Below are 19,434 nucleotides of genomic sequence, written 5' to 3' on the forward strand. Positions count from 1 at the left end.
AGTGAGTGGTGAACATGGACGTACGCATCAAGCCGGTTTCGGTCGGCACCCTGCTGCTTGTGATTTCTGCAACCCAGGCCCAGGCCCAATACCTCGAAGCCGGAAAACCCGGCGATCCCGCCAGCTGGCGCAGCGCCGAATTCCTGCGTGACTGGGGCCTTGAGCGGATGCAGGCCGATCAGGCCTACGCCGCCGGCATCACCGGCAAGGGCGTGAAAATCGGCGCGCTGGACTCCGGTTTCGACGCCGCCCATCCCGAGTTCGCCAGCGCCCGTTATCACCCGGTACTGGTCAGCGGCAGCTACCTCGACGGCTCGCTGTTCAACGTCAACGGCACCCTCAACCCGAACAACGACTCCCACGGCACCCACGTGGTCGGCACCATGGGCGCGTCCCGCGATGGCAGCGGCATGCATGGCGTGGCGTACAACGCGCAGATCTACGTCGGCAACACCAACAAGAACGACAGTTTCCTGTTCGGCCCCAATCCTGACCCACGCTACTTCAAAGCGGTGTACGACGCCCTGGCCGATGCCGGTGTGCGGGCGATCAACAACAGCTGGGGCAGCCAGCCGCCGGACGTCAGCTATCGCACCCTTGCGGACCTGCACGCTGCTTACGCCCAGCACTGGAACAAGGGCACGTGGATCGACGCAGCGGCGGACGTTTCCCGTCGTGGCGTGATCAATGTGTTCAGCGCCGGCAACAGCGGCTACCCGAATGCCAGCGTGCGCTCGGCGCTGCCGTACTTTCAGCCGGATCTGGAAGGCCACTGGCTGGCAGTCTCCGGTCTCGACCAAAGCAACCAGCAGAAGTACAACCAGTGCGGCATCGCCAAATACTGGTGCATCACCACGCCGGGGGCGAAGATCGACAGCACCATTCCCGACGGCGGTTATGCGATCAAGTCCGGCACTTCGATGGCCGCGCCGCACGCCACCGGCGCATTGGCGCTGGTGATGGAACGCTACCCTTACATGAACAACCAGCAGGCTCTCGAAGTGCTGCTGACTACCGCTACCCAGCTCGACGGTTCGGTGACCGACGCGCCCACCGAGCGAGTCGGCTGGGGCGTAGCCAACCTGTACCGGGCGATGCGCGGTCCGGGGCAATTGCTCGGAGCGTTCGACGCCAACCTGGCAGCCGGGCAGAGCGATGTCTGGAGCAATGACATCAGCGACAAAGCGCTGATCCAGCGCCAGAGCGAAGACCTCGCCGAACACAGCGCATGGCAGCAAACCCTGCAAAACAAAGGCTGGCAGAACGGCGTACCGGCCGGCGCCAGCCAACAGGATCAGACCGATTACGCCGTTGGCATGGCTCGCGATGCAGCGGCTTCCACTCGGGTTTATCAAGGCAGTCTGATCAAGTCCGGCGATGGCCGACTGGTTCTGACCGGCAATAACAGCTATCGCGGGCCGACCACGGTCAATGGCGGTCTGCTGACGGTGAACGGATCGCTGACCTCGGCGGTGACCGTCAATGACGGCGGCACCCTCGGCGGCTCCGGGCGAATCGGCGCACTGACCGCCAACAGCGGCGGCCGGGTGGCACCGGGCAATTCCATCGGCACGTTGAATGTAGCCGGTGACGTGACCTTCACACCGGGTTCGACTTACGCCGTGGAATTGTCTCCCACCAGTAGCGACCGCATCGTCGCCGGCGGCACTGCGTCTATCAACGGCGCCACCGTCAGCCTGTCGCTGGAAAACAGTCCGACGCTGCTCAGCAGCACCGAAGCCAGAAGCCTGCTCGGCCGGCAGTACGACATTCTGCAAGCGGCGGGCGGCATTCAGGGTCGGTTCGGTGCGGTGCTGCCGGATTATCTGTTCATCGGTGGCAGCCTGGCCTACAGCGACAACGGCATCGGCTTGAACGTCGAGCGCAACGCGACATCGTTCGCCAGCGTCGGCCAGACACCGAATCAACGCGCTGTGGCTGCCGTCGTGGAAGGCATGGGCGCGGGCAGTTCGGTTTACGAAAGCCTGCTGTTGTCGGCCACCGCCAGTGATGCGCAACAAGCCTTTCAACAGTTGAGCGGCGAAATCTACCCGGCCCTCGGCTCGGTGCTGATCAACGACAGCCGCCAACTGCGCGACGCCATCGGCGAACGCCTGCACGATGCCCAAGCCACGCAAAGCAATGGCTGGATCAAGGCTCTCGGCGCCTGGGGTACAACCGATTCGCGCCACGACACCGCGGGATACAGCACGTCGATTGGCGGCCTGTTGGCAGGTGTCGACGGAGCGCTGGACGAGCAGACCCGCATCGGTCTGGTCACCGGTTACAGCGACAGCTCGCTGAGCATGGGTTCGGGCACGCATTCTTCGGCCAAGGTCGACAGCTATCACCTCGGCGCCTACGCCGGTCACGACATCGGCGCCTGGCGCCTGAGCACCGGCGCGGCCTACAGCTGGCATCGCGCCGATATGAAGCGCGACCTGCAATACGGCAACGTCAGCGCCAGGCAGAAAGCCAAGGTCGATGCCGCCACCACCCAGGTTTTCGGCGAAGCGGCCTATCGACTGAACCTGCAACCGCTGGCCCTGGAGCCGTTCGCCAATCTGGCCTACGTGCACCTCGACACCGACGGTTTCACCGAGACGGGCGACGCCGCCGCGCTGAAAAGCGGCGGCGACCAGCGCGACGCGGTGTTGAGCACCCTCGGCGTGCGGGCGATCAAGACCTTCGACCTGCCGTCCGCGCAAAAGCTGCAAGTGAGCGGACACCTGGGCTGGCAGCACAGCCTGACCGACATCGAATCCGAACAGCACTTGCGCTTCGCCAGCGGCAGCGCGCCGTACACGGTCGAAAGCTCGCCACTGGTACGCGACGCCGCACTGGTCGGCGTGCAGGCCAGCCTGGCACTGACCCGCGACGTGCGGGTGAACCTCGATTACACCGGACAACTGGCCAGCCGCGAGAAGCAGCACGGCGTGGGCCTGAGCCTTAACTGGCAGTTCTGAACACACGGATTTTTCGCAACATCACTAAGGAAGGTCGCTGGATGAAAAACAACAACACCCCCGCGCAATCGGGTGGATGCTTTCGCCTGAAAACTCTCAACGTCGCCTTGCTGTGCGCGATGGCCACCTGGGGCAGCGCACACGCGGCGCCCTACGTGGAAAGTGGCCGGGCAGGGGATCCGGGCAGTTGGCGCAGTGCCGAGTTCAAGGCCGACTGGGGCCTGGGCGCCATCGGGGCGGATCACGCCTACGCCGCCGGTTACACCGGTAAAGGCGTGAAACTGGGGATCTTCGACCAGCCGGTCTACGCTGCGCACCCGGAGTTCTCCGGCAGCAACAAAGTCATCACCCTGGTGACCTCGGGGATCCGCGAATACACCGACCCGTACATCCCGGTCAAAGCCGGGGACGCGTTCCGCTATGACGGTTCGCCCTCGGTCGGCTCCGACGGCAAACTCGGCGCCCACGGCACGCACGTCGGCGGTATCGCCGCCGGCAGCCGTGACGGCGGGCCGATGCACGGTGTGGCGTTTGGCGCGCAGATCATCAGCGCCGACAACGGCGACCCGGGTCCGGAAGACGGCATCGTGCGCGGCAACGACGGCGCGGTGTACAAGGCCGGCTGGGATGCGCTGATCGCCAGCGGCGCGCGGATCATCAACAACAGCTGGGGCATCGGCATCACCGACCGTTTCGACCTCGGTGGCCGAAATCCGGCATATCCGCACTTCACCGTCAACGACGCGCAAGTGCAGTTCAACGAAATCCGCACATTGCTGGGCACCAAACCCGGCGGCGCCTATGACGGCGCAATCGCCGCCGCACGCAGCGGGATCGTGACGATCTTCGCGGCGGGCAACGACTACAACCTGAACAACCCGGACGCCATCGCAGGCCTCGGTTACTTCGTGCCGGACATCGCGCCGAACTGGATCACCGTCGCCGCATTGCAGAGAAACCCGGATCAGGCCAGCGCCAATCCGTACATCATGAGTACGTTCTCTTCGCGCTGCGGCTACACCGCCAGTTTCTGCGTCTCGGCACCGGGCACGCAGATCTACAGCTCGATCATCGAAGGCACCAACGCCGACAACCTGACCACCGGCTACAAGAACTACAACGGCACCTCGATGGCCGCGCCGCACGTGGCCGGTTCCATGGCAGTGCTGATGGAGCGCTTCCCGTACATGTCCGGCGATCAGGTCGCCAGCGTGTTGCGCACCACGGCCACCGACCTCGGCGCACCGGGCATCGACGCGCTTTACGGCTGGGGCATGATCAACCTGCGCAAGGGCATCGACGGCCCGGCGATGTTCGTCACCGAGCAGGACATCCCCGAAGAGTTCCGCATCCAGGGCGCCTACGGTTCCGGCCAGTTCGTGGCCGATCTGCCAGGCATCGGCGCGATCATCGATGCGGGCAAACCCACCGAGCGCGTGTGCAACGACATCACCTGCGGGCTCGACACCTGGCGCAACAACATCTCCGGCCATGGTGGTCTGACCAAACAAGGCATCGGCACCCTGGTGCTGACCGGCAACAACACCTACAGCGGCCCGACCCTGGTCAATCAGGGGCGACTGGCAATCAATGGCTCGCTGCAATCGGCGGTCACGGTCAATGACGGCGGCATCCTCGGCGGTAACGGCCGGATCGGTGCGCTGACCGCAAATAGCGGCGGTACTGTGGCGCCGGGCAATTCCATCGGCACCTTGAATGTGGCCGGTGATGTGACCTTCGCGCCAGGTTCGACCTATGCGGTGGAAGTGTCCCCGACCAGCAGCGACCGCATTGTCGCCGGCGGCAAAGCGGTGATCGAAGGCGCGACCGTAACCATGTCGCTGGAAAACAGCCCGACGCTGTTGACCACAAACGAAGTGAAAAGCCTGCTCGGCACCCAGTTCAACATCTTGCAGGCAGCGGGTGGCATTGAAGGGCAGTTCGGACAAGTGTTGCCCAACTACGCGTTCCTCGGCGGCACCCTCGATTACTCGGCGGGTGGCGTGCAACTGGAGGTTGGACGTAACGGCGCCTCGTTCGCCAGTGTCGGCCTGACGCCGAACCAGCGCGCGGTCGGTGCTGCCGCCGAACGCCTCGGTGCCGGCAATGCGTTGTTCGAAACCCTGTTGCTGTCGCCGTCGGCGGCCGCTGCGCAGGATGCCTTCCAGCAACTGTCCGGCGAGATTCATCCGGCCATCGGCACGCTGCTGATCAACGACAGTCGTTACCTGCGCGATGCCGTGGGCGAACGCCTGCGCGAACGCGATCTGTTCGATGCCGGCGCGCCGACCAATGACCGCAGCAACGCCTGGCTCAAAGTGCTGGGCGCCTGGGGCAAAACCGATGGCGGGTCGAAATACGCCGATTCCACCAGCTCCATCGGCGGCCTGCTGGCCGGCGTAGACGGTTTGATCGCTGAAGATACCCGTCTCGGTTTCGTTACTGGTTATAGCGACAGCTCGTTGAGCATGGGCGAGGGTACGCATTCGTCCGCCTCGGTCGATAGCTATCACCTGGGCGCGTACCTCGGGCATCAGATCGATGCACTGCGCCTGACCGCCGGTGCGGCTTACAGCTGGCATCGCATCGACGTCAAACGCGACCTGCAATTCGGTGGTGTCAGCGGCAAACAGAAAACCAAGCGCGATGCGACCACCGCGCAACTGTTCACCGAAGCGGCCTACGACCTGGGTCTGCAACCGATGAACCTGGAGCCGTTCGCCAATCTGGCCTACGTGCACCTCAACAGCGACAGCTTCACCGAGAAGGGTGATGCCGCCGCACTGAAGGGCAGTGAAGACAACCGCGACGTGGTGTTGTCGACCCTCGGTGTGCGGGCCAAGCGCACGTTTGCCCTGTCGGAGAAACACCAGCTGGAACTGGGCGCAAGCCTGGGCTGGCAGCACAACTTGAGCAGCGTGGATTCCGACAGTCACTTGGCTTTCGTCAATGGCAACAGTGCGTTCACCGTGCAAAGTGTGTCGATGGATCGAGATGCAGCGGTAGTCGGCGTGCGCGCCGGGCTGGCGCTCAATCGCGATGTCCGGGTCAACCTGGACTACAACGGGCTGATCGGCTCCAACGAAAAGGACCACGGTGTGGGCCTGACGCTGGACTGGCAGTTCTAAGAGGTAGCGGCAGTTCTTTCGAGAACTGCCGTTTTTGAAAGGAAGAGAGAGCACAACATGGGATTGTTCGATTACAAAAATGCCGACGGCAAGGCGCTGTACAGCGACGCCATCGCCCTGACGCTGTACGCCTACACACCGACCGGACAAGCGTTGCCCGGCACCGGCTGGAAGCCGGTCGGCGCCTCGGCGCTGGGCTATCAGGGCAAGGTCGGGGCGCAGGGCACGTTCTTCGGCGAGAAGGACGGCTTCACCAGCGCCGAAGCCGAAGTGCTGGGCAAGTACGACGCCGCGGGCAAGCTGATCGGCATCGGCGTGGCCTTCCGGGGCACCGGCGGGCTGGGTTACAGCGACACTTTTGGTGACATGAAAAACAATCTGCTGGCCGCCATCGGTCCGACGGATTACGCCACCCAGTACGCGAAAAACGCCTTCGACAACCTGCTCAAATCGGTGGCGGCTTTCGCTGTCGCCCACGGCATCGCGGCCAAGGACGTGCTGGTCAGCGGACACAGCCTGGGCGGTCTCGGGGTCAACAGCGTGGCGGAGTTGAGCGCGAGCAACTGGGGCGGGTTCTTCAAGGACGCCAACTACATTTCGTTCGCCTCGCCGACCCAGAGCAGCACCGGCACCAACGTGCTGAACATCGGCTACGAGAACGACCCGGTGTTCCGCGTGCTCGACGGCACCACGTTCAGTACCGCGTCGATGGGCAAGCACGACAAACCGCACGATTCGACCACCGACAACATCGTCAACTTCAACGACAACTACGCGTCCACCGCGCAGAACCTGGTGCCGTTCAGCATCGCCAATCCGCTGAACTGGTCGGCCCACAGCTCGCTGGGGTATGCCGACGGCCTGAACCGGGTGATCGCGTCGAAGTTCTACGGCCTGACTCACAAGGACTCGACGATCATCGTCTCCAACCTTGAGGAAGCGTCGCGGGGCAAGACCTGGGTCGAGGATTTGGGCCGCAGCGGCGAACCGCACACCGGCAGCACGTTCATCATCGGCACCGACAGCGGGGACTGGCTCAAGGGCGGGGCGGGCAACGACTTCCTGGAAGGCCTGGGCGGCGATGACCGTTTCCGTGACGACGGCGGCTTCAACATCCTGCTTGGTGGCCAGGGCCACAACACCTTCGAACTGCAAAAGCCGCTGCAGAACTTCAGCTTTGCCAACGACGGCGACGGCACGCTGTACGTGCGTGACGCCTACGGCGGCATCAGCATGACCCGTGACATCGGCGCGCTGGTGAGCAAGGAGTCGGGTTCGTGGTGGGGCAGCAAGGAAATCACCTGGACCGTCACCGCCAAAGGCCTGGCCAACGGTGCCGAACTGACCCAGTACAACCACTCGCTCAGCGGCGGTGCCATGGGCGACACCCTCAAAGCCACCGCTGACGGCGACTGGTTGTTCGGCCTGGGCGGCAACGATCACCTGCAAAGCGACAAGGCCCACGTGACCTTCGTCGGCGGCGCCGGCAACGACGTGATGAGCGCGGTGGGTGGCAACAATACCTTCCTGTTCAGCGGCGCATTTGGCTTCGACGCGATCAATGGCTACCAGGGCAGCGACAAACTGGTGTTCATGGGCGTCGAAGGTGCGGGTCAGGGCTACGACTACAAGCAACACGCGTCGCAGTCCGGAAGCGATACCGTGCTGAAGATTGGCGACTTTGCCGTGACGCTGGTCGGGGTGGGTGTGGCTAACCTGTCGGATTCGAGTTTCGTCTTCGCCTGACAAACGAAAGTTGTACTGAAATGCTCCGGAGCGCCTCGGGAGGGGCGTTCTGGTTGTGAGCTATCTCTGAACAATTCCAACAAAGAGAGAGGCAACAGCAATGGGTGTGTATGACTACAAGAATTTCGGTACGGCGGAATCCAAGGCGCTGTTCAGCGACGCCATGGCCATTACGCTGTATTCCTACCACAACCTCGATAACGGCTTTGCCGTCGGTTACCAGCACAACGGCTTCGGCCTCGGCTTGCCGGCCACGCTGGTGACCGCGCTGATCGGCGGCACGGATTCCCAGGGGGTGATCCCCGGCATTCCGTGGAACCCCGATTCGGAAAAAGCCGCGCTCGACGCGGTAAAAAAAGCCGGCTGGACCCCGATCACCGCCTCGCAACTGGGTTACGAGGGCAAGACCGATGCGCGCGGCACCTTCTTCGGCGAAAAGGCCGGCTACACCAGCGCTCAGGTGGAAATCCTCGGCAAATACGACGCCCAGGGCCATTTGACGGAAATCGGCATCGCTTTTCGCGGCACCAGCGGCCCACGGGAAATCCTGATTGGCGACTCGATCGGTGACGTGATCAACGACTTACTCGCCGCATTCGGGCCCAAGGACTACGCCAAGAACTACGTCGGCGAAGCCTTCGGCAACCTGATGAACGATGTGGTGGCGTTCGCCAAGGCCAACGGCCTGACCGGCAAGGACGTGCTGGTCAGCGGCCACAGCCTCGGCGGGCTGGCGGTCAACAGCATGGCGGACCTGAGCACCAGCAAATGGGGCGGGTTCTTCCAGGATTCCAACTACATCGCCTACGCCTCGCCAACCCAGAGCAGCACCGACAAGGTGCTCAACGTCGGCTACGAAAACGATCCGGTGTTCCGCGCCCTCGACGGCTCGACCTTCACCGGGGCCTCGCTCGGCGTGCATGACGCGCCCAAGGAATCGGCGACCGACAACATCGTCAGCTTCAACGACCACTACGCCTCGGCGGCGTGGAACGTGCTGCCGTTCTCGATCGTCAACATTCCGACCTGGATCTCGCACCTGCCGACCGCCTATGGGGATGGCATGAACCGGGTGATTGAGTCGAAGTTCTACGACCTGACCAGCAAGGACTCGACGATCATCGTCGCCAACCTGTCGGATCCGGCGCGGGCCAACACCTGGGTGCAGGACCTGAACCGCAACGCCGAAACCCACAAGGGCAGCACGTTCATTATCGGCAGCGACGCCAATGACCTGATCCAGGGCGGCAGCGGCAACGACTATCTGGAAGGCCGCGCCGGCAACGACACGTTCCGTGACGGCGGGGGCTACAACATCCTGCTCGGCGGCTCGGGCAACAACACTCTGGAGTTGCAGAAGTCGGTCAATAGCTTCGACTTCGCCAATGACGGCGCCGGCAACCTGTACATCCGCGATGCCAATGGCGGGATCAGCATCATCCGCGACATCGGCAGCATCGTCACCAAGGAGCCGGGCTTCCTCTGGGGCCTGTTCAAGGACGACGTGACCCACAGCGTCACGGCGACGGGCCTGAAGGTCGGCAACAACGTCACCCAGTACGAATCGAGCGTGAAGGGCACCAGCGGCGCCGACACCCTCAAGGCCAAGGCCAGCGGTGACTGGCTGTTCGGCCTGGACGGCAACGACCATTTGATTGGCGGGGCGGGCAACGACGTGTTCGTCGGCGGCGCCGGCAATGATCTGATGGAGTCGGGCGGCGGGGCGGATACCTTCCTGTTCAGCGGCGCGTTCGGCCAGGATCGCGTGGTGGGTTACACCGCCAACGACAAACTGGTGTTCCTCGGCGTGCAGGGCGTGTTGCCCAACGACGACTTCCGCGCCCATGCCACGGCGGTGGGGCAGGATACGGTGCTGAAATTCGGCGCGGATTCGGTAACGCTGGTCGGGGTTGCGTTGAACAGCCTGAGTGCCGACGGGATCGTGATCGCCTGACGGCAAGGGTGGGGAGGGGCGCGCTCCTCCCCATATCACACCGTTCCATATCAAAAGTGACTCACCAGCCATTCCCTGACTCCAATCCCTGCACCAACAGGAAATGCGGCCTAAAGCCATGACGGCAACGTTCGTCATGTAAGGGTCGCCAACGAGTACAGGAGATTCACACGTGAAAGGTTTCAAGAGGTTTATCGGGATTGCGGGACTGGCGCTGCTGTCGGCCAATGCCTGGGCCGATCTGCCTCACAGCTCGATTCTGAGCCGCTATGGCGTCACCACCGATCAACTGCCAAAGCCGGCCGAAAGTGATGACGTCAAACCCGTCGAAGAGAAAAGCCGCTTTCATATCCAGCCCGAACAACCGTTCGTGACCGTTCGCATCGGCGAAAACAATGAGCCGGAAATGACCGGCAACCTGAGCATCGACCGCATGGCGCAACAGGAGCGTCAGCGCTGCCAGCGCTTGCAGGAAGAAATGGTCCGGCGCGGCGAGCGCGCGTTGAACTGCGACGGTTCCCTCCCGGGCATGGCATTACCCCGCTGATCAATGCAAAAAAAGGCTGCGTTCCAACAGGATCGCAGCCTTTTTTGATCGGGTAACCGTCAGTCTTCCTTGCGCACCGTGGCCACTTCGTCGGCCCGCACGCGGATCTTGGCGCCGGAAATATCCCTGAATTCGTAGAAGCCGTCCTCGGACTTGGTCTTGGGCATGTCCTCGGTCAGGTACTGGGTGCCGTTCTGCAGGGTGACCACTGTCGGGGTCGAGCAACCGGCCAGGGTCAGCAGGGCCGCAACAGCCAACGGGATCCCGAGAGTCTTGATTTTCATAAGCAGCATTCCTGTTCATTTCGACCATTGTCGGCCTCTAACGCGGTTGGTGCCATTACGCCGGAGAAAGTTCGATGGCCACCTGAAAAAATCCGCAATGAAGGTGCCACTGATCTTTTTCCGTTTGCGCCATCCGGGGCAGGCTGGTATCTGTACGCATAACCAGTACTCGCTTGCCATGGCCCCGAAATCACCGTGACTGCCAATCCCCTCGACGACCCGTTCTATTACCTCAACAACTTCCGCCAGGTGCTTGATTGGCTTGAGCTTCGTTACGCCGACGTGATGAGCGAAGCGGAGCACGCCTTCATCCGCGACTTCAAAGCACTGCCGCGTGGATCCCAGGGGTTGCTGGTGCGGATGGTGATGCGCAAGGGCGTGCATTTTCGTGCCGGCAAGCTGAATTATCCGGAAATCGGCGACATCGCCGAGGCGGCGCAACCGCTGCTGGAACATGGCTGGCTCGATGAACAGGCGCCGTTGTCGATGGCGGATCTGTTCGAGGTGTTGCTCAAGGCCGAGATCCTGCAAGCCTTCGGCCCGGCCATCGATCAGCCTAAAGGCAAGAAGGTCGACTGGTTGCCGCTGCTGCACGAACAATTCCCCGAGCCCCGCAGTTTCCTGCAATGGTGTCCGGCGCTGGCGGATCGGCTGTTCAGCCTGACATTGATGGACCTGTGCGACCGTTTTCGCCTGATGTTTTTCGGCAACCTCTATCAGGACTGGTCGGAATTCGTGCTCGCCGACCTCGGCATCTTCACTTATGAAAAAGTCGAATTCAGCGCTGATTCCCGGGGCTTGCGCAGCCGTGCCGACGTCGATGCCTGCCTGTTTCTGCACGACTGCCAGCTGTATTTCGAAGCCGGCGAGCCGCTGGAACCGATCGTCGAACAGGTCGCGGCGCTGCATTTCGACAACCCGTGGCTGCAACGCCGGCGCGGCAAGCTGTTGTTCCAGATCGGCCAATACTGTGAGCGCCTCGGCGAATTCGCCCTGGCCCTGAAGATCTATCGCGACTGCGCCTATCCCGGCGCGCGATTACGGATGATCCGCGTGCTGGAGCGCAGCACCGAATATGCGTTGGCTCTGGAACTGGCGGTCATTGCCGAGCAGGCGCCGGAAACCGCCACCGAACAGCAGGGCCTGCAACGGGTGTTGCCGCGTTTGCGACGCAAGCTCGGCGGGCCACCGATCAAGCGCTCCACACCCGGCATGGTGGAACGGCTGGACCTGCACCTGCCACGTGTCGACCCGACGCTATCCGTGGAATATCACGTTCAAGCACACCTGCACGAAGAAACGGGCCCGGTGCATTACGTGGAAAACAGCCTGATCAATTCATTGTTCGGCCTGCTGTGCTGGCCGGCGATCTTCGCGCCGTTGCCGGGCGCGTTCTTTCACCCGTTCCAGCGCGGGCCGGTGGATCTGCTCAATGAAGACTTCCAGCCCCGTCGTGCCGAGCTGTTTCAGGCCTGTCTGGCCGAACTCGACGATGGCCGCTATGCCGACACCATCCGCGCGCGGTTCGCCGCCAAATGGGGCGTGCAGTCGCCGTTCGTGTTCTGGGGCGCGCTCAATGAAGATTTGCTGGAACAGGCGCTGGCCTGTCTGCCGGCCGAACACCTCAAGCACTGGTTCAGCCGTCTGCTGGTGGACATCAAGGCCAATCGTGCCGGCATGCCCGACCTGATCCAGTTCTGGCCGCAGCACAAGACCTACCGGATGATCGAAGTCAAAGGCCCCGGCGATCGCTTGCAGGACAACCAACTGCGCTGGCTGGAATTCTGTCACACGCACCGCATGCCGGTCGCCGTGTGTTACGTGCAATGGGCGGAGCAGGGCGCTTGAGCTACAGCATCGCGGTGCGGGCGTTGTGCGAATTCACCGCGAAAACCGGTGACCTCGACTTGCGCTTCACCCCGTCACCGACCGCGCTGGAGGGGATTGCCGGGCATCGCACCGTGGCGTCCCGGCGCAACGACGCCTACCAGAGCGAAGTGGCGCTGGAGGGCGCATTCGGGCCATTGAAGGTCAAGGGCCGGGCCGACGGCTACGACCCGACGCAGAACTGCCTGGAAGAGGTCAAAACCTACCGCGGCGACCTAAGCAAGCAACCAGCCAATCACCGTTCGCTGCATTGGGCCCAGGCGAAAATCTACGGCTGGTTGATGTGCTGTCGATTACAGCTTGAGCAGATCAATCTGGCGCTGGTGTATTTCGACATCGTCACGGAAAAGGAAACCTGTCTGGTCGAGGCTTTCAGCGCCGAAGCGCTGCGGCAGTTCTTCGAACAACAATGCGGTCTGTTCCTGGCGTGGGCCGAACAGGAAATGGCCCACCGCGACGCGCGCAACCGGGCGGCGCAGCAGCTGGGTTTTCCCCATGCCGCGTTTCGCCCCGGCCAGCGTCACCTCGCCGAATCGGTGTTCAAGGCCGTCAGCACCGGCCGCTGCCTGATGGCCCAGGCGCCGACCGGGATCGGCAAGACCCTCGGCACCCTGTTTCCGATGCTCAAGGCGCTGGCGCCGCAGCAACTGGACAAGGTCTACTTCCTCACCGCCAAGACCCCCGGACGCAAACTGGCGCTGGATGCAGCGCAAGTGCTGTTCGATCACAGCGAAACCTTGCCCCTGCGGGTGCTGGAAATGGTCGCCCGGGACAAGGCCTGCGAACACCCCGACAAGGCCTGTCACGGCGAATCCTGCCCGTTGGCCCAAGGCTTTTACGACCGTTTGCCCGCTGCCCGCGAAGCCGCCAGCCAATTGCGCCTGCTGGATCAGGCCGCGCTGCGCGACGTCGCGGCGCAGCATGGGGTGTGCCCGTACTACCTGAGTCAGGAAATGGCCCGTTGGGCCGACGTGGTAGTGGCGGACTACAACTATTACTTCGATTTCAGCGCGCTGCTGTTCGGTCTGGCCCAGTTCAATCAATGGAACGTTGCGGTACTGGTGGATGAGTCGCACAACCTGGTCGAACGCGGGCGGCAGATGTACAGCGCCACCCTCGATCAGGCGACACTGGGCAGCGTGCGCAAAACCGCCCCCGAGGCCTTGAAGAAATCGTTGCAACGGGTCAACCGTGAATGGAACGCCCTGCACAATGACCAGTTGGCGCCGTATCAGGCCTATGACAAGGCCCCGGAAAAACTGTTGCAGGCGCTCTCATCCTGCACGGCGAGTATTGGCGACTACCTCAACGATCACCCGCAGGGGCTCGACAGCGCGTTGCAAAGCTTCTACTTCGAAATGCTGCAGTTCGGCCGCGTGGCGGAACTGTTCGACGCGCATTACCTGTTCGACATCAGCAAACGTGACCTCGAGCGCAAACGCCCGCTATCGCAACTGTGCCTGCGCAACGTGGTGCCGGCGGCGTTCATCGGCCCGCGCCTGACGGCAGCGCGCAGCAGCGTACTGTTTTCCGCAACCCTCAGCCCGCGCCACTATTACGCGGATTTGCTTGGAACGCCGACCGACACGGTCTGGATCGATGTCGAGTCGCCGTTCAGCGCCGAACAATTGCAGGTGCAGGTCGTCAGCCGGATTTCCACGCGTTTCACGCACCGTCAGGCATCGCTGGAGCCGATTGTCGAGCTGATCGCCCGCCAGTTCAGCGAACGTCCGGGCAACTACCTGGCGTTCTTCAGCAGTTTCGATTACCTGCAACAGGTCGCGCAGTTGATGGCCGAGCGGCACCCGCACATCACCCGCTGGCAGCAATCCCGGGGCATGACCGAAGGAGCGCGGCAGGACTTCCTCGATCAATTCACCGCTGACAGCCAGGGTGTCGGTTTTGCCGTGCTCGGCGGCGCGTTCGGCGAAGGTATCGATCTGCCCGGCGCGCGACTGATCGGCGCGTTTATCGCCACCCTCGGGCTGGCCCAGCTCAACCCGGTCAATGAACAGATGAAGCGGCGCATGGCCGCGATCTTCGGCGCCGGTTACGACTACACCTACCTGTTCCCCGGCGTGCAAAAAGTAGTGCAGGCCGCCGGACGGGTGATCCGCACCCAGCAGGATCGCGGCGTGGTGATGCTGATCGATGATCGCTTTGCCGAAAGCAGGATCCAGCAATTGCTGCCGCGCTGGTGGCAACTTGATCTCACAGAAGCAGCTTTCCAATCCGCCGGTTTGACGCATACTCCAGTGATTGAAAAACTGTTTTGAGCCAAGCCTGATGAGCGAGAACAAGAAGTCCGCTGCGATCGAAGAGATGCGCTTTCGTTTGCTGATCGATGCCGTGGTCGATTATGCGATCTACATGATCGACCCCGAGGGCATCATCACCAGCTGGAACTCCGGCGCCAAACGCTTCAAAGGTTACGAAGAGGCGGAGATCCTCGGCGAACACTTTTCCCGGTTCTACACCGACCAGGACCGCGCTGACGGTTTGCCACAGCGGGCGCTGGATACGGCGATCCGCGAAGGCCGGTTTGAGGGCGAAGGCTGGAGGGTGCGCAAGGACGGCACGCACTTCTGGTGCCACGTGGTGATCGATCCGATTTTCAGCCCGAGCGGGCAACTGCTCGGGTTTGCCAAGATCACCCGCGACCTGACCGACCGCAAGATGGCCGAAGAAACCCTCAAGCAGAGCGAACAGCAGTTTCGCCTGCTGGTGCAGGGCGTCACCGACTATGCGATCTACATGCTCAGCCCCGAAGGCCGGGTGACCAACTGGAACCCCGGCGCGCAGCGGATCAAGGGCTATAAGCCGGAGGAAGTCATCGGCAAGCATTTCTCGATGTTCTACACCCCGGAAGACCGTGAGGCCGGTGAACCCCAGCGCGCCCTGGAAACCGCGGTGCGCGAGGGCCGTTTCGAGAACAAGAGCTGGCGCCTGCGCAAGGACGGCACGCGGTTTCTGGCGCATGTGGTGGTCGATGCGATTCGCGGCGACACCGGCACCTTGCTCGGTTTTGCCAAGATCACCCGCGATGTGACCGAGGCGACCCAGGCGCAACAGGCCCTGGAGAAAACCCGTGAAGCGCTGTTCCAGGCGCAGAAAATGCAGGCCATCGGTCAACTCAGCGGCGGCATCGCTCATGACTTCAACAATTTGCTGACGGTGATCCTCGGCAACCTGGAAATTGTGCGCAAACGCCTGGGCGACGACCCGAAAGTCAGCCGTCTGCTGGAAAACGCGACCCAGGGCGCATTGCGCGGCGTGTCGCTGACCCAACGCATGCTGGCCTTCGCCCGGCGTCAGGAGCTCAAGACCGAACCGATCGAAATCCCGAAACTGGTGCAGGGCATCACCGGGCTCTTGCGCAGCTCATTGGGGCCCGGGATCCGCATCGAAACGCAGTTTCCCGAAGACCTGCAAGCGGTGCTGGCCGACAGCAACCAACTGGAGCTTGCGGTGCTCAACCTGGCAACCAACGCCCGCGACGCCATGCCCGACGGCGGTAGCGTCACCATCAGTGCCGAACCCGAAGTGGTGCTTGAACAGCACGATTCGACAATGGCGGCAGGACGCTATGTCTGCTTGAGGGTGACCGATACCGGTGAGGGCATGGACGCTGAAACGCTGGCGTCGGCGACCGATCCGTTTTTCACTACCAAGGGTCTGGGCAAGGGCACCGGGCTGGGGTTGTCGATGGTCCACGGCTTCATCGAACAGCTGGGTGGCCGCTTCATTCTGAAAAGTACCAAGGGGCAGGGCACCACCGCTGAGCTGTGGTTGCCGGTGGCCACCGACGGCGTTGTCGCCAAACCGCTTGGCCCGATGGTGTCCACCGACACGGTGTCGCGCCTCAGCGTGCTGGTGGTGGACGACGACAGCCTGGTTCGCACCAGCACGGTCCTGCTGCTGGAAGACCTCGGCCATCGGGTGATCAGCGCCACTTCCGGTGCCCAGGCACTGGAGCTGTTCGATCAGGGCGAGGTCATCGACCTGATGATCACCGACATGGCCATGCCACAGATGAGCGGCGCGCAACTGGCTCATGCCGTGCGCCTGCTCAAGCCGGATCTGCCAATCATCCTCGCCACCGGTTATGCCGAGCGCCTCGAGGGTTTTGCAGCAGGGCTGCCGCGACTGTCGAAACCGTTCAATCAGCTGAATCTGGTGGAGATCATTGCCCAGTCGATGAAGTGAACCGGGGCACAATCGGTCTGAACTTGTCCGGGGCGTGGCGCCTCCAAACGCTTTGTTTCGGAGCGTTCCACCGTGCCACGCATATTGACCCAACCGACCGCCGAAGAAACCCTGAGCGAACATAACGCCAAAATGTTCGGTTCACCCAAGGAGCGACTGGATTTCTATCGACGGGAAATCCAGTACGAAACCAGCATCCTGGCCAACCGAACCGACGCCTACCTGGCAGCGCAATCGTTTCTGGTGATTGCTTTCGCGTCCTGCATGGCCAACCTCAACCCGGAGTGGGGCAAGTTGTTCACCCTGGTGGTGCCACCGTTCCTGGCCTTGCTCGGCCTGCTCAGTTCGCTCAATGCATGGCCGGGGATTCGTGCCGCCTACGACATCATCGATCATTGGCATTTCAAGCAGAGTGAATTGCTGCGCAGCGAACCCCTGATGGGCCTGGCTTATGACGAGTCGCCGCTGTTCAGCGAAATGGAGTCGAGCCACAAGGGGTATCGCAAGTCACTGCTGTTTTCCATTCGTACGCCGTGGATCTTTGCCACGTTCTGGATGTTGCTCGGCAGTTACGCCTTCTACATTCAGGTGACCAACCCGGGCAGCTGAAGCACCACCGCGCGCTTCGGGTTCGCCCGGTTTTTTACGCCGCTCGTACCGGGCGAGAATCGGCTGGGTGCTGACGCCGTGCAGCAGAATGCTCAGCGCCACCACCGACAAGGTCAGGTCGGTACACAGCGTGCCCACGCTGTCGCCCAGCCCATGGTTCAGCGCATAGAAGAGGTAGAACAGACTGCCGATGCCACGAATGCCGAACCAGCCGATCAACAACCGTTGGCGCCCAGCCAGCAGCGATCCCCACGGCATCAACCCCACGCAGACCGGGCGGATGACACAGAACAGCACGCCGCCGACCAGCAACGCCCGCCAGTCCCAGTGACTGACCAGCACCACGCCCAGCAGCGTGACCAGAAACACTTCCATCGCCCGCTCGACCAGACTGCCGAAGGCGAGCATGTCACCCATCATGATGCCGGCGGCCACCTGGGTGTCTTCCAGTCGCTCGGTATCGCCGTGCACCGCGTGCTGGGGTTCGACGTTCTGATGGCCGACCACCGGTTGCACCAGATGCTCGGCGGGCGGTTGGTGGGCGCCGGTGGACTTGACTTCCTCCTGACGCAACCCCAGTCCGGCGGCGAACACCGACAGGAAGCCGTAGCCACCGATGGATTCAGCCACCACATAGGCCAGCGCGATCAACGCCAACGCCAGATAGTCGTTGGGGCTGAGGGTGCTGTCATCGTTACGGATGCGCAATGACAACGTCAGACGGCCGATGCCGCGGCCCATCCAGTAACCGCAAAGCAATCCGGCGGGCACGGCCCAGAGCAGGCTGCGCAGGACCCAGTCGGGCCATTCGGCGGCAAAACCTTCACCGTTCAGCAGTAACAGGCCGAGGATCACGAAAGGAAAGGCAATCCCGTCATTCAGCCCGGCCTCGCCAGACAGGCCGAACCGCACGCTGTCGACGTCCCGCGCATCGTTGACCTGCACCAGTGCCGCGAGCACCGGGTCGGTCGGGGCGAGGATCGAGCCGATCAGCAGCGAAGGGCCCCACGGCATGTGCAGGCCGAAGTGCAACAGCAGACACACGCCAATAATGGTCAGCACCATCACTGGCCCCGCGAGGCCGAATGCGATCCGCCAGCGTTTATCACGCAGGGGCAAACGCAGCTTCAAACCGCAGACGAACAGGGAAAACAGCACCGCGACTTCGGTCAGGTGCTCCATCCACTTAGAGGCTTTATCCAGCGGCAACTCCAGCAGATCGAGGCCGACTGGGCCGATACCGATACCCAGCAGCAGACACACCGCCGACGTCGTCACCGGCATCCAGCGCAGGTACGACGACGTCAGGGCGAGGGTCAGCAGCACGGCGCCGAGCACGGCGACCCAAATGATGAAGGTCACGACGGGCGGCCCGCCGCGCCGATTGGATGCCGCCGCGACATGATCGGCCTAGCTCACAGGCGTGCGCAGGTATTCCGGCGTAAGCACGTTGAACCACAGCAGAATCATCGACACCAACAACGTCACCAGTACCAGCAGCGCGACACCCCAGACGCTGGCCGAGTACAGCAGGCCCTGTTCCTTGCGCTCGTGCATGAAAGTCGGCAGGCCGACGAACAGCAGAAACGTCGAATAAATCGACGCCGCGCCAAGCACCAGTACCGCCAGCCAACGGCTCGGGTACAGGCCGGCGAGACCGGCAAGGAAAAACGGGGTGACGGTATACGCCGCGAAACCGATGCACTGATTGAGCGTCGGCCGGGCATCGAAGGTGCGCGACATCCAGCGGATGAATCCGCCGATAATCGCCACGCCAACCACGATAGTGATGTAGAGCAAAACACTCAGCTGCAACGCGCTGGCACTGCTGAGCCTGACGGTTTCACCCACCGCCAGGCTCCAGCCAACGTAGGTGGTGCCAATGAACAGGCACACCGCCGGAACGAGGGCCAGCAACAGCAGGTGAGCAAGGTAATGACGCGGATGCGCCTCTTCTTCGCGGCGGATGTCGGTCCAGGCGAAGTTCGGCTGGGTGAAGAGCTTGACGATAGGTGCGGACATGACGACCTCCTGATCTCTCGCAACCCGAACGGGCCATGAAGGTATGGAGAGGCCGTCTTGCCCAGCGGTTCACTTTTTTCGGCGG

The 19,434-nt window shown here is 62.6% G+C and carries 12 protein-coding genes; 9 read left to right on the forward strand and 3 right to left on the reverse strand.

The annotated features are described in order from the left end of the window. The first annotated feature begins 14 nt into the window (after positions 1 to 14). From eprS to AC1Q9F_RS02595, 5 genes are all read left to right on the forward strand, one after another. A complete protein-coding gene (eprS, locus tag AC1Q9F_RS02575; protein ID WP_492619082.1) occupies positions 15 to 2,966 on the forward strand; it encodes an autotransporter serine peptidase EprS in 2,952 nt (983 codons plus the stop codon). A 41-nt stretch (positions 2,967 to 3,007) separates the two neighbouring features. Beyond that, a complete protein-coding gene (locus AC1Q9F_RS02580; RefSeq protein ID WP_492619081.1) occupies positions 3,008 to 6,094 on the forward strand; it encodes an autotransporter domain-containing protein in 3,087 nt (1,028 codons plus the stop codon). Positions 6,095 to 6,151: 57 nt separating this feature from the next. After that, a complete protein-coding gene (locus AC1Q9F_RS02585; RefSeq protein WP_492619080.1) occupies positions 6,152 to 7,840 on the forward strand; it encodes a polyurethane esterase in 1,689 nt (562 codons plus the stop codon). Positions 7,841 to 7,940: 100 nt separating this feature from the next. Continuing rightward, positions 7,941 to 9,794 carry a polyurethane esterase gene (locus AC1Q9F_RS02590; RefSeq protein WP_492619079.1) on the forward strand — a complete coding sequence of 618 codons (1,854 nt, stop codon included), beginning with the start codon at positions 7,941 to 7,943 and terminating at the stop codon, positions 9,792 to 9,794. Positions 9,795 to 9,966: 172 nt separating this feature from the next. Continuing rightward, on the forward strand, positions 9,967 to 10,341 hold the full coding sequence (locus tag AC1Q9F_RS02595) for a hypothetical protein (protein ID WP_221533295.1): 375 nt from the start codon (positions 9,967 to 9,969) through the stop codon (positions 10,339 to 10,341). Between the two features lie 59 nt (positions 10,342 to 10,400). Here AC1Q9F_RS02595 and AC1Q9F_RS02600 read toward each other — a convergent pair whose 3' ends face one another. Then, the gene (locus AC1Q9F_RS02600; RefSeq protein ID WP_179695036.1) at positions 10,401 to 10,625 is read right to left on the reverse strand and encodes a YgdI/YgdR family lipoprotein; all 225 of its coding nucleotides are present in this window, start codon (positions 10,623 to 10,625) and stop codon (positions 10,401 to 10,403) included. A 195-nt stretch (positions 10,626 to 10,820) separates the two neighbouring features. On the opposite strand from AC1Q9F_RS02600, the gene AC1Q9F_RS02605 reads away from it, so the two are divergent. The 4 genes from AC1Q9F_RS02605 to AC1Q9F_RS02620 all read left to right on the forward strand — a co-directional run bounded on the left by AC1Q9F_RS02605 (position 10,821) and on the right by AC1Q9F_RS02620 (position 17,327). Continuing rightward, a complete protein-coding gene (locus tag AC1Q9F_RS02605; protein ID WP_492619078.1) occupies positions 10,821 to 12,473 on the forward strand; it encodes a VRR-NUC domain-containing protein in 1,653 nt (550 codons plus the stop codon). Beyond that, positions 12,470 to 14,788, forward strand: a complete 2,319-nt coding sequence (locus AC1Q9F_RS02610) for an ATP-dependent DNA helicase (RefSeq protein ID WP_492619077.1) — start codon at positions 12,470 to 12,472, stop codon at positions 14,786 to 14,788. The genes AC1Q9F_RS02605 and AC1Q9F_RS02610 overlap by 4 nt, the downstream gene beginning before the upstream one ends. Before the next feature lie 10 nt (positions 14,789 to 14,798). Then, positions 14,799 to 16,718, forward strand: coding sequence for a hybrid sensor histidine kinase/response regulator (locus AC1Q9F_RS02615; RefSeq protein WP_492619076.1), 1,920 nt, complete (start codon positions 14,799 to 14,801; stop codon positions 16,716 to 16,718). Between the two features lie 72 nt (positions 16,719 to 16,790). Next, positions 16,791 to 17,327, forward strand: coding sequence for a hypothetical protein (locus tag AC1Q9F_RS02620; RefSeq protein ID WP_207982691.1), 537 nt, complete (start codon positions 16,791 to 16,793; stop codon positions 17,325 to 17,327). On the opposite strand, the gene AC1Q9F_RS02625 is transcribed toward AC1Q9F_RS02620, so the two are convergent. Beyond that, positions 17,226 to 18,689 carry a cation:proton antiporter gene (locus tag AC1Q9F_RS02625; protein WP_492619075.1) on the reverse strand — a complete coding sequence of 488 codons (1,464 nt, stop codon included), beginning with the start codon at positions 18,687 to 18,689 and terminating at the stop codon, positions 17,226 to 17,228. The two genes, AC1Q9F_RS02620 and AC1Q9F_RS02625, sit on opposite strands and share 102 nt — an antisense overlap. 48 nt (positions 18,690 to 18,737) lie before the next feature. Next, on the reverse strand, positions 18,738 to 19,349 hold the full coding sequence (locus tag AC1Q9F_RS02630) for a Yip1 family protein (RefSeq protein ID WP_085603717.1): 612 nt from the start codon (positions 19,347 to 19,349) through the stop codon (positions 18,738 to 18,740). Positions 19,350 to 19,434 lie beyond the last annotated feature (85 nt).

The organism is Pseudomonas sp. GW823-FHT04A03 (assembly GCF_058796615.1).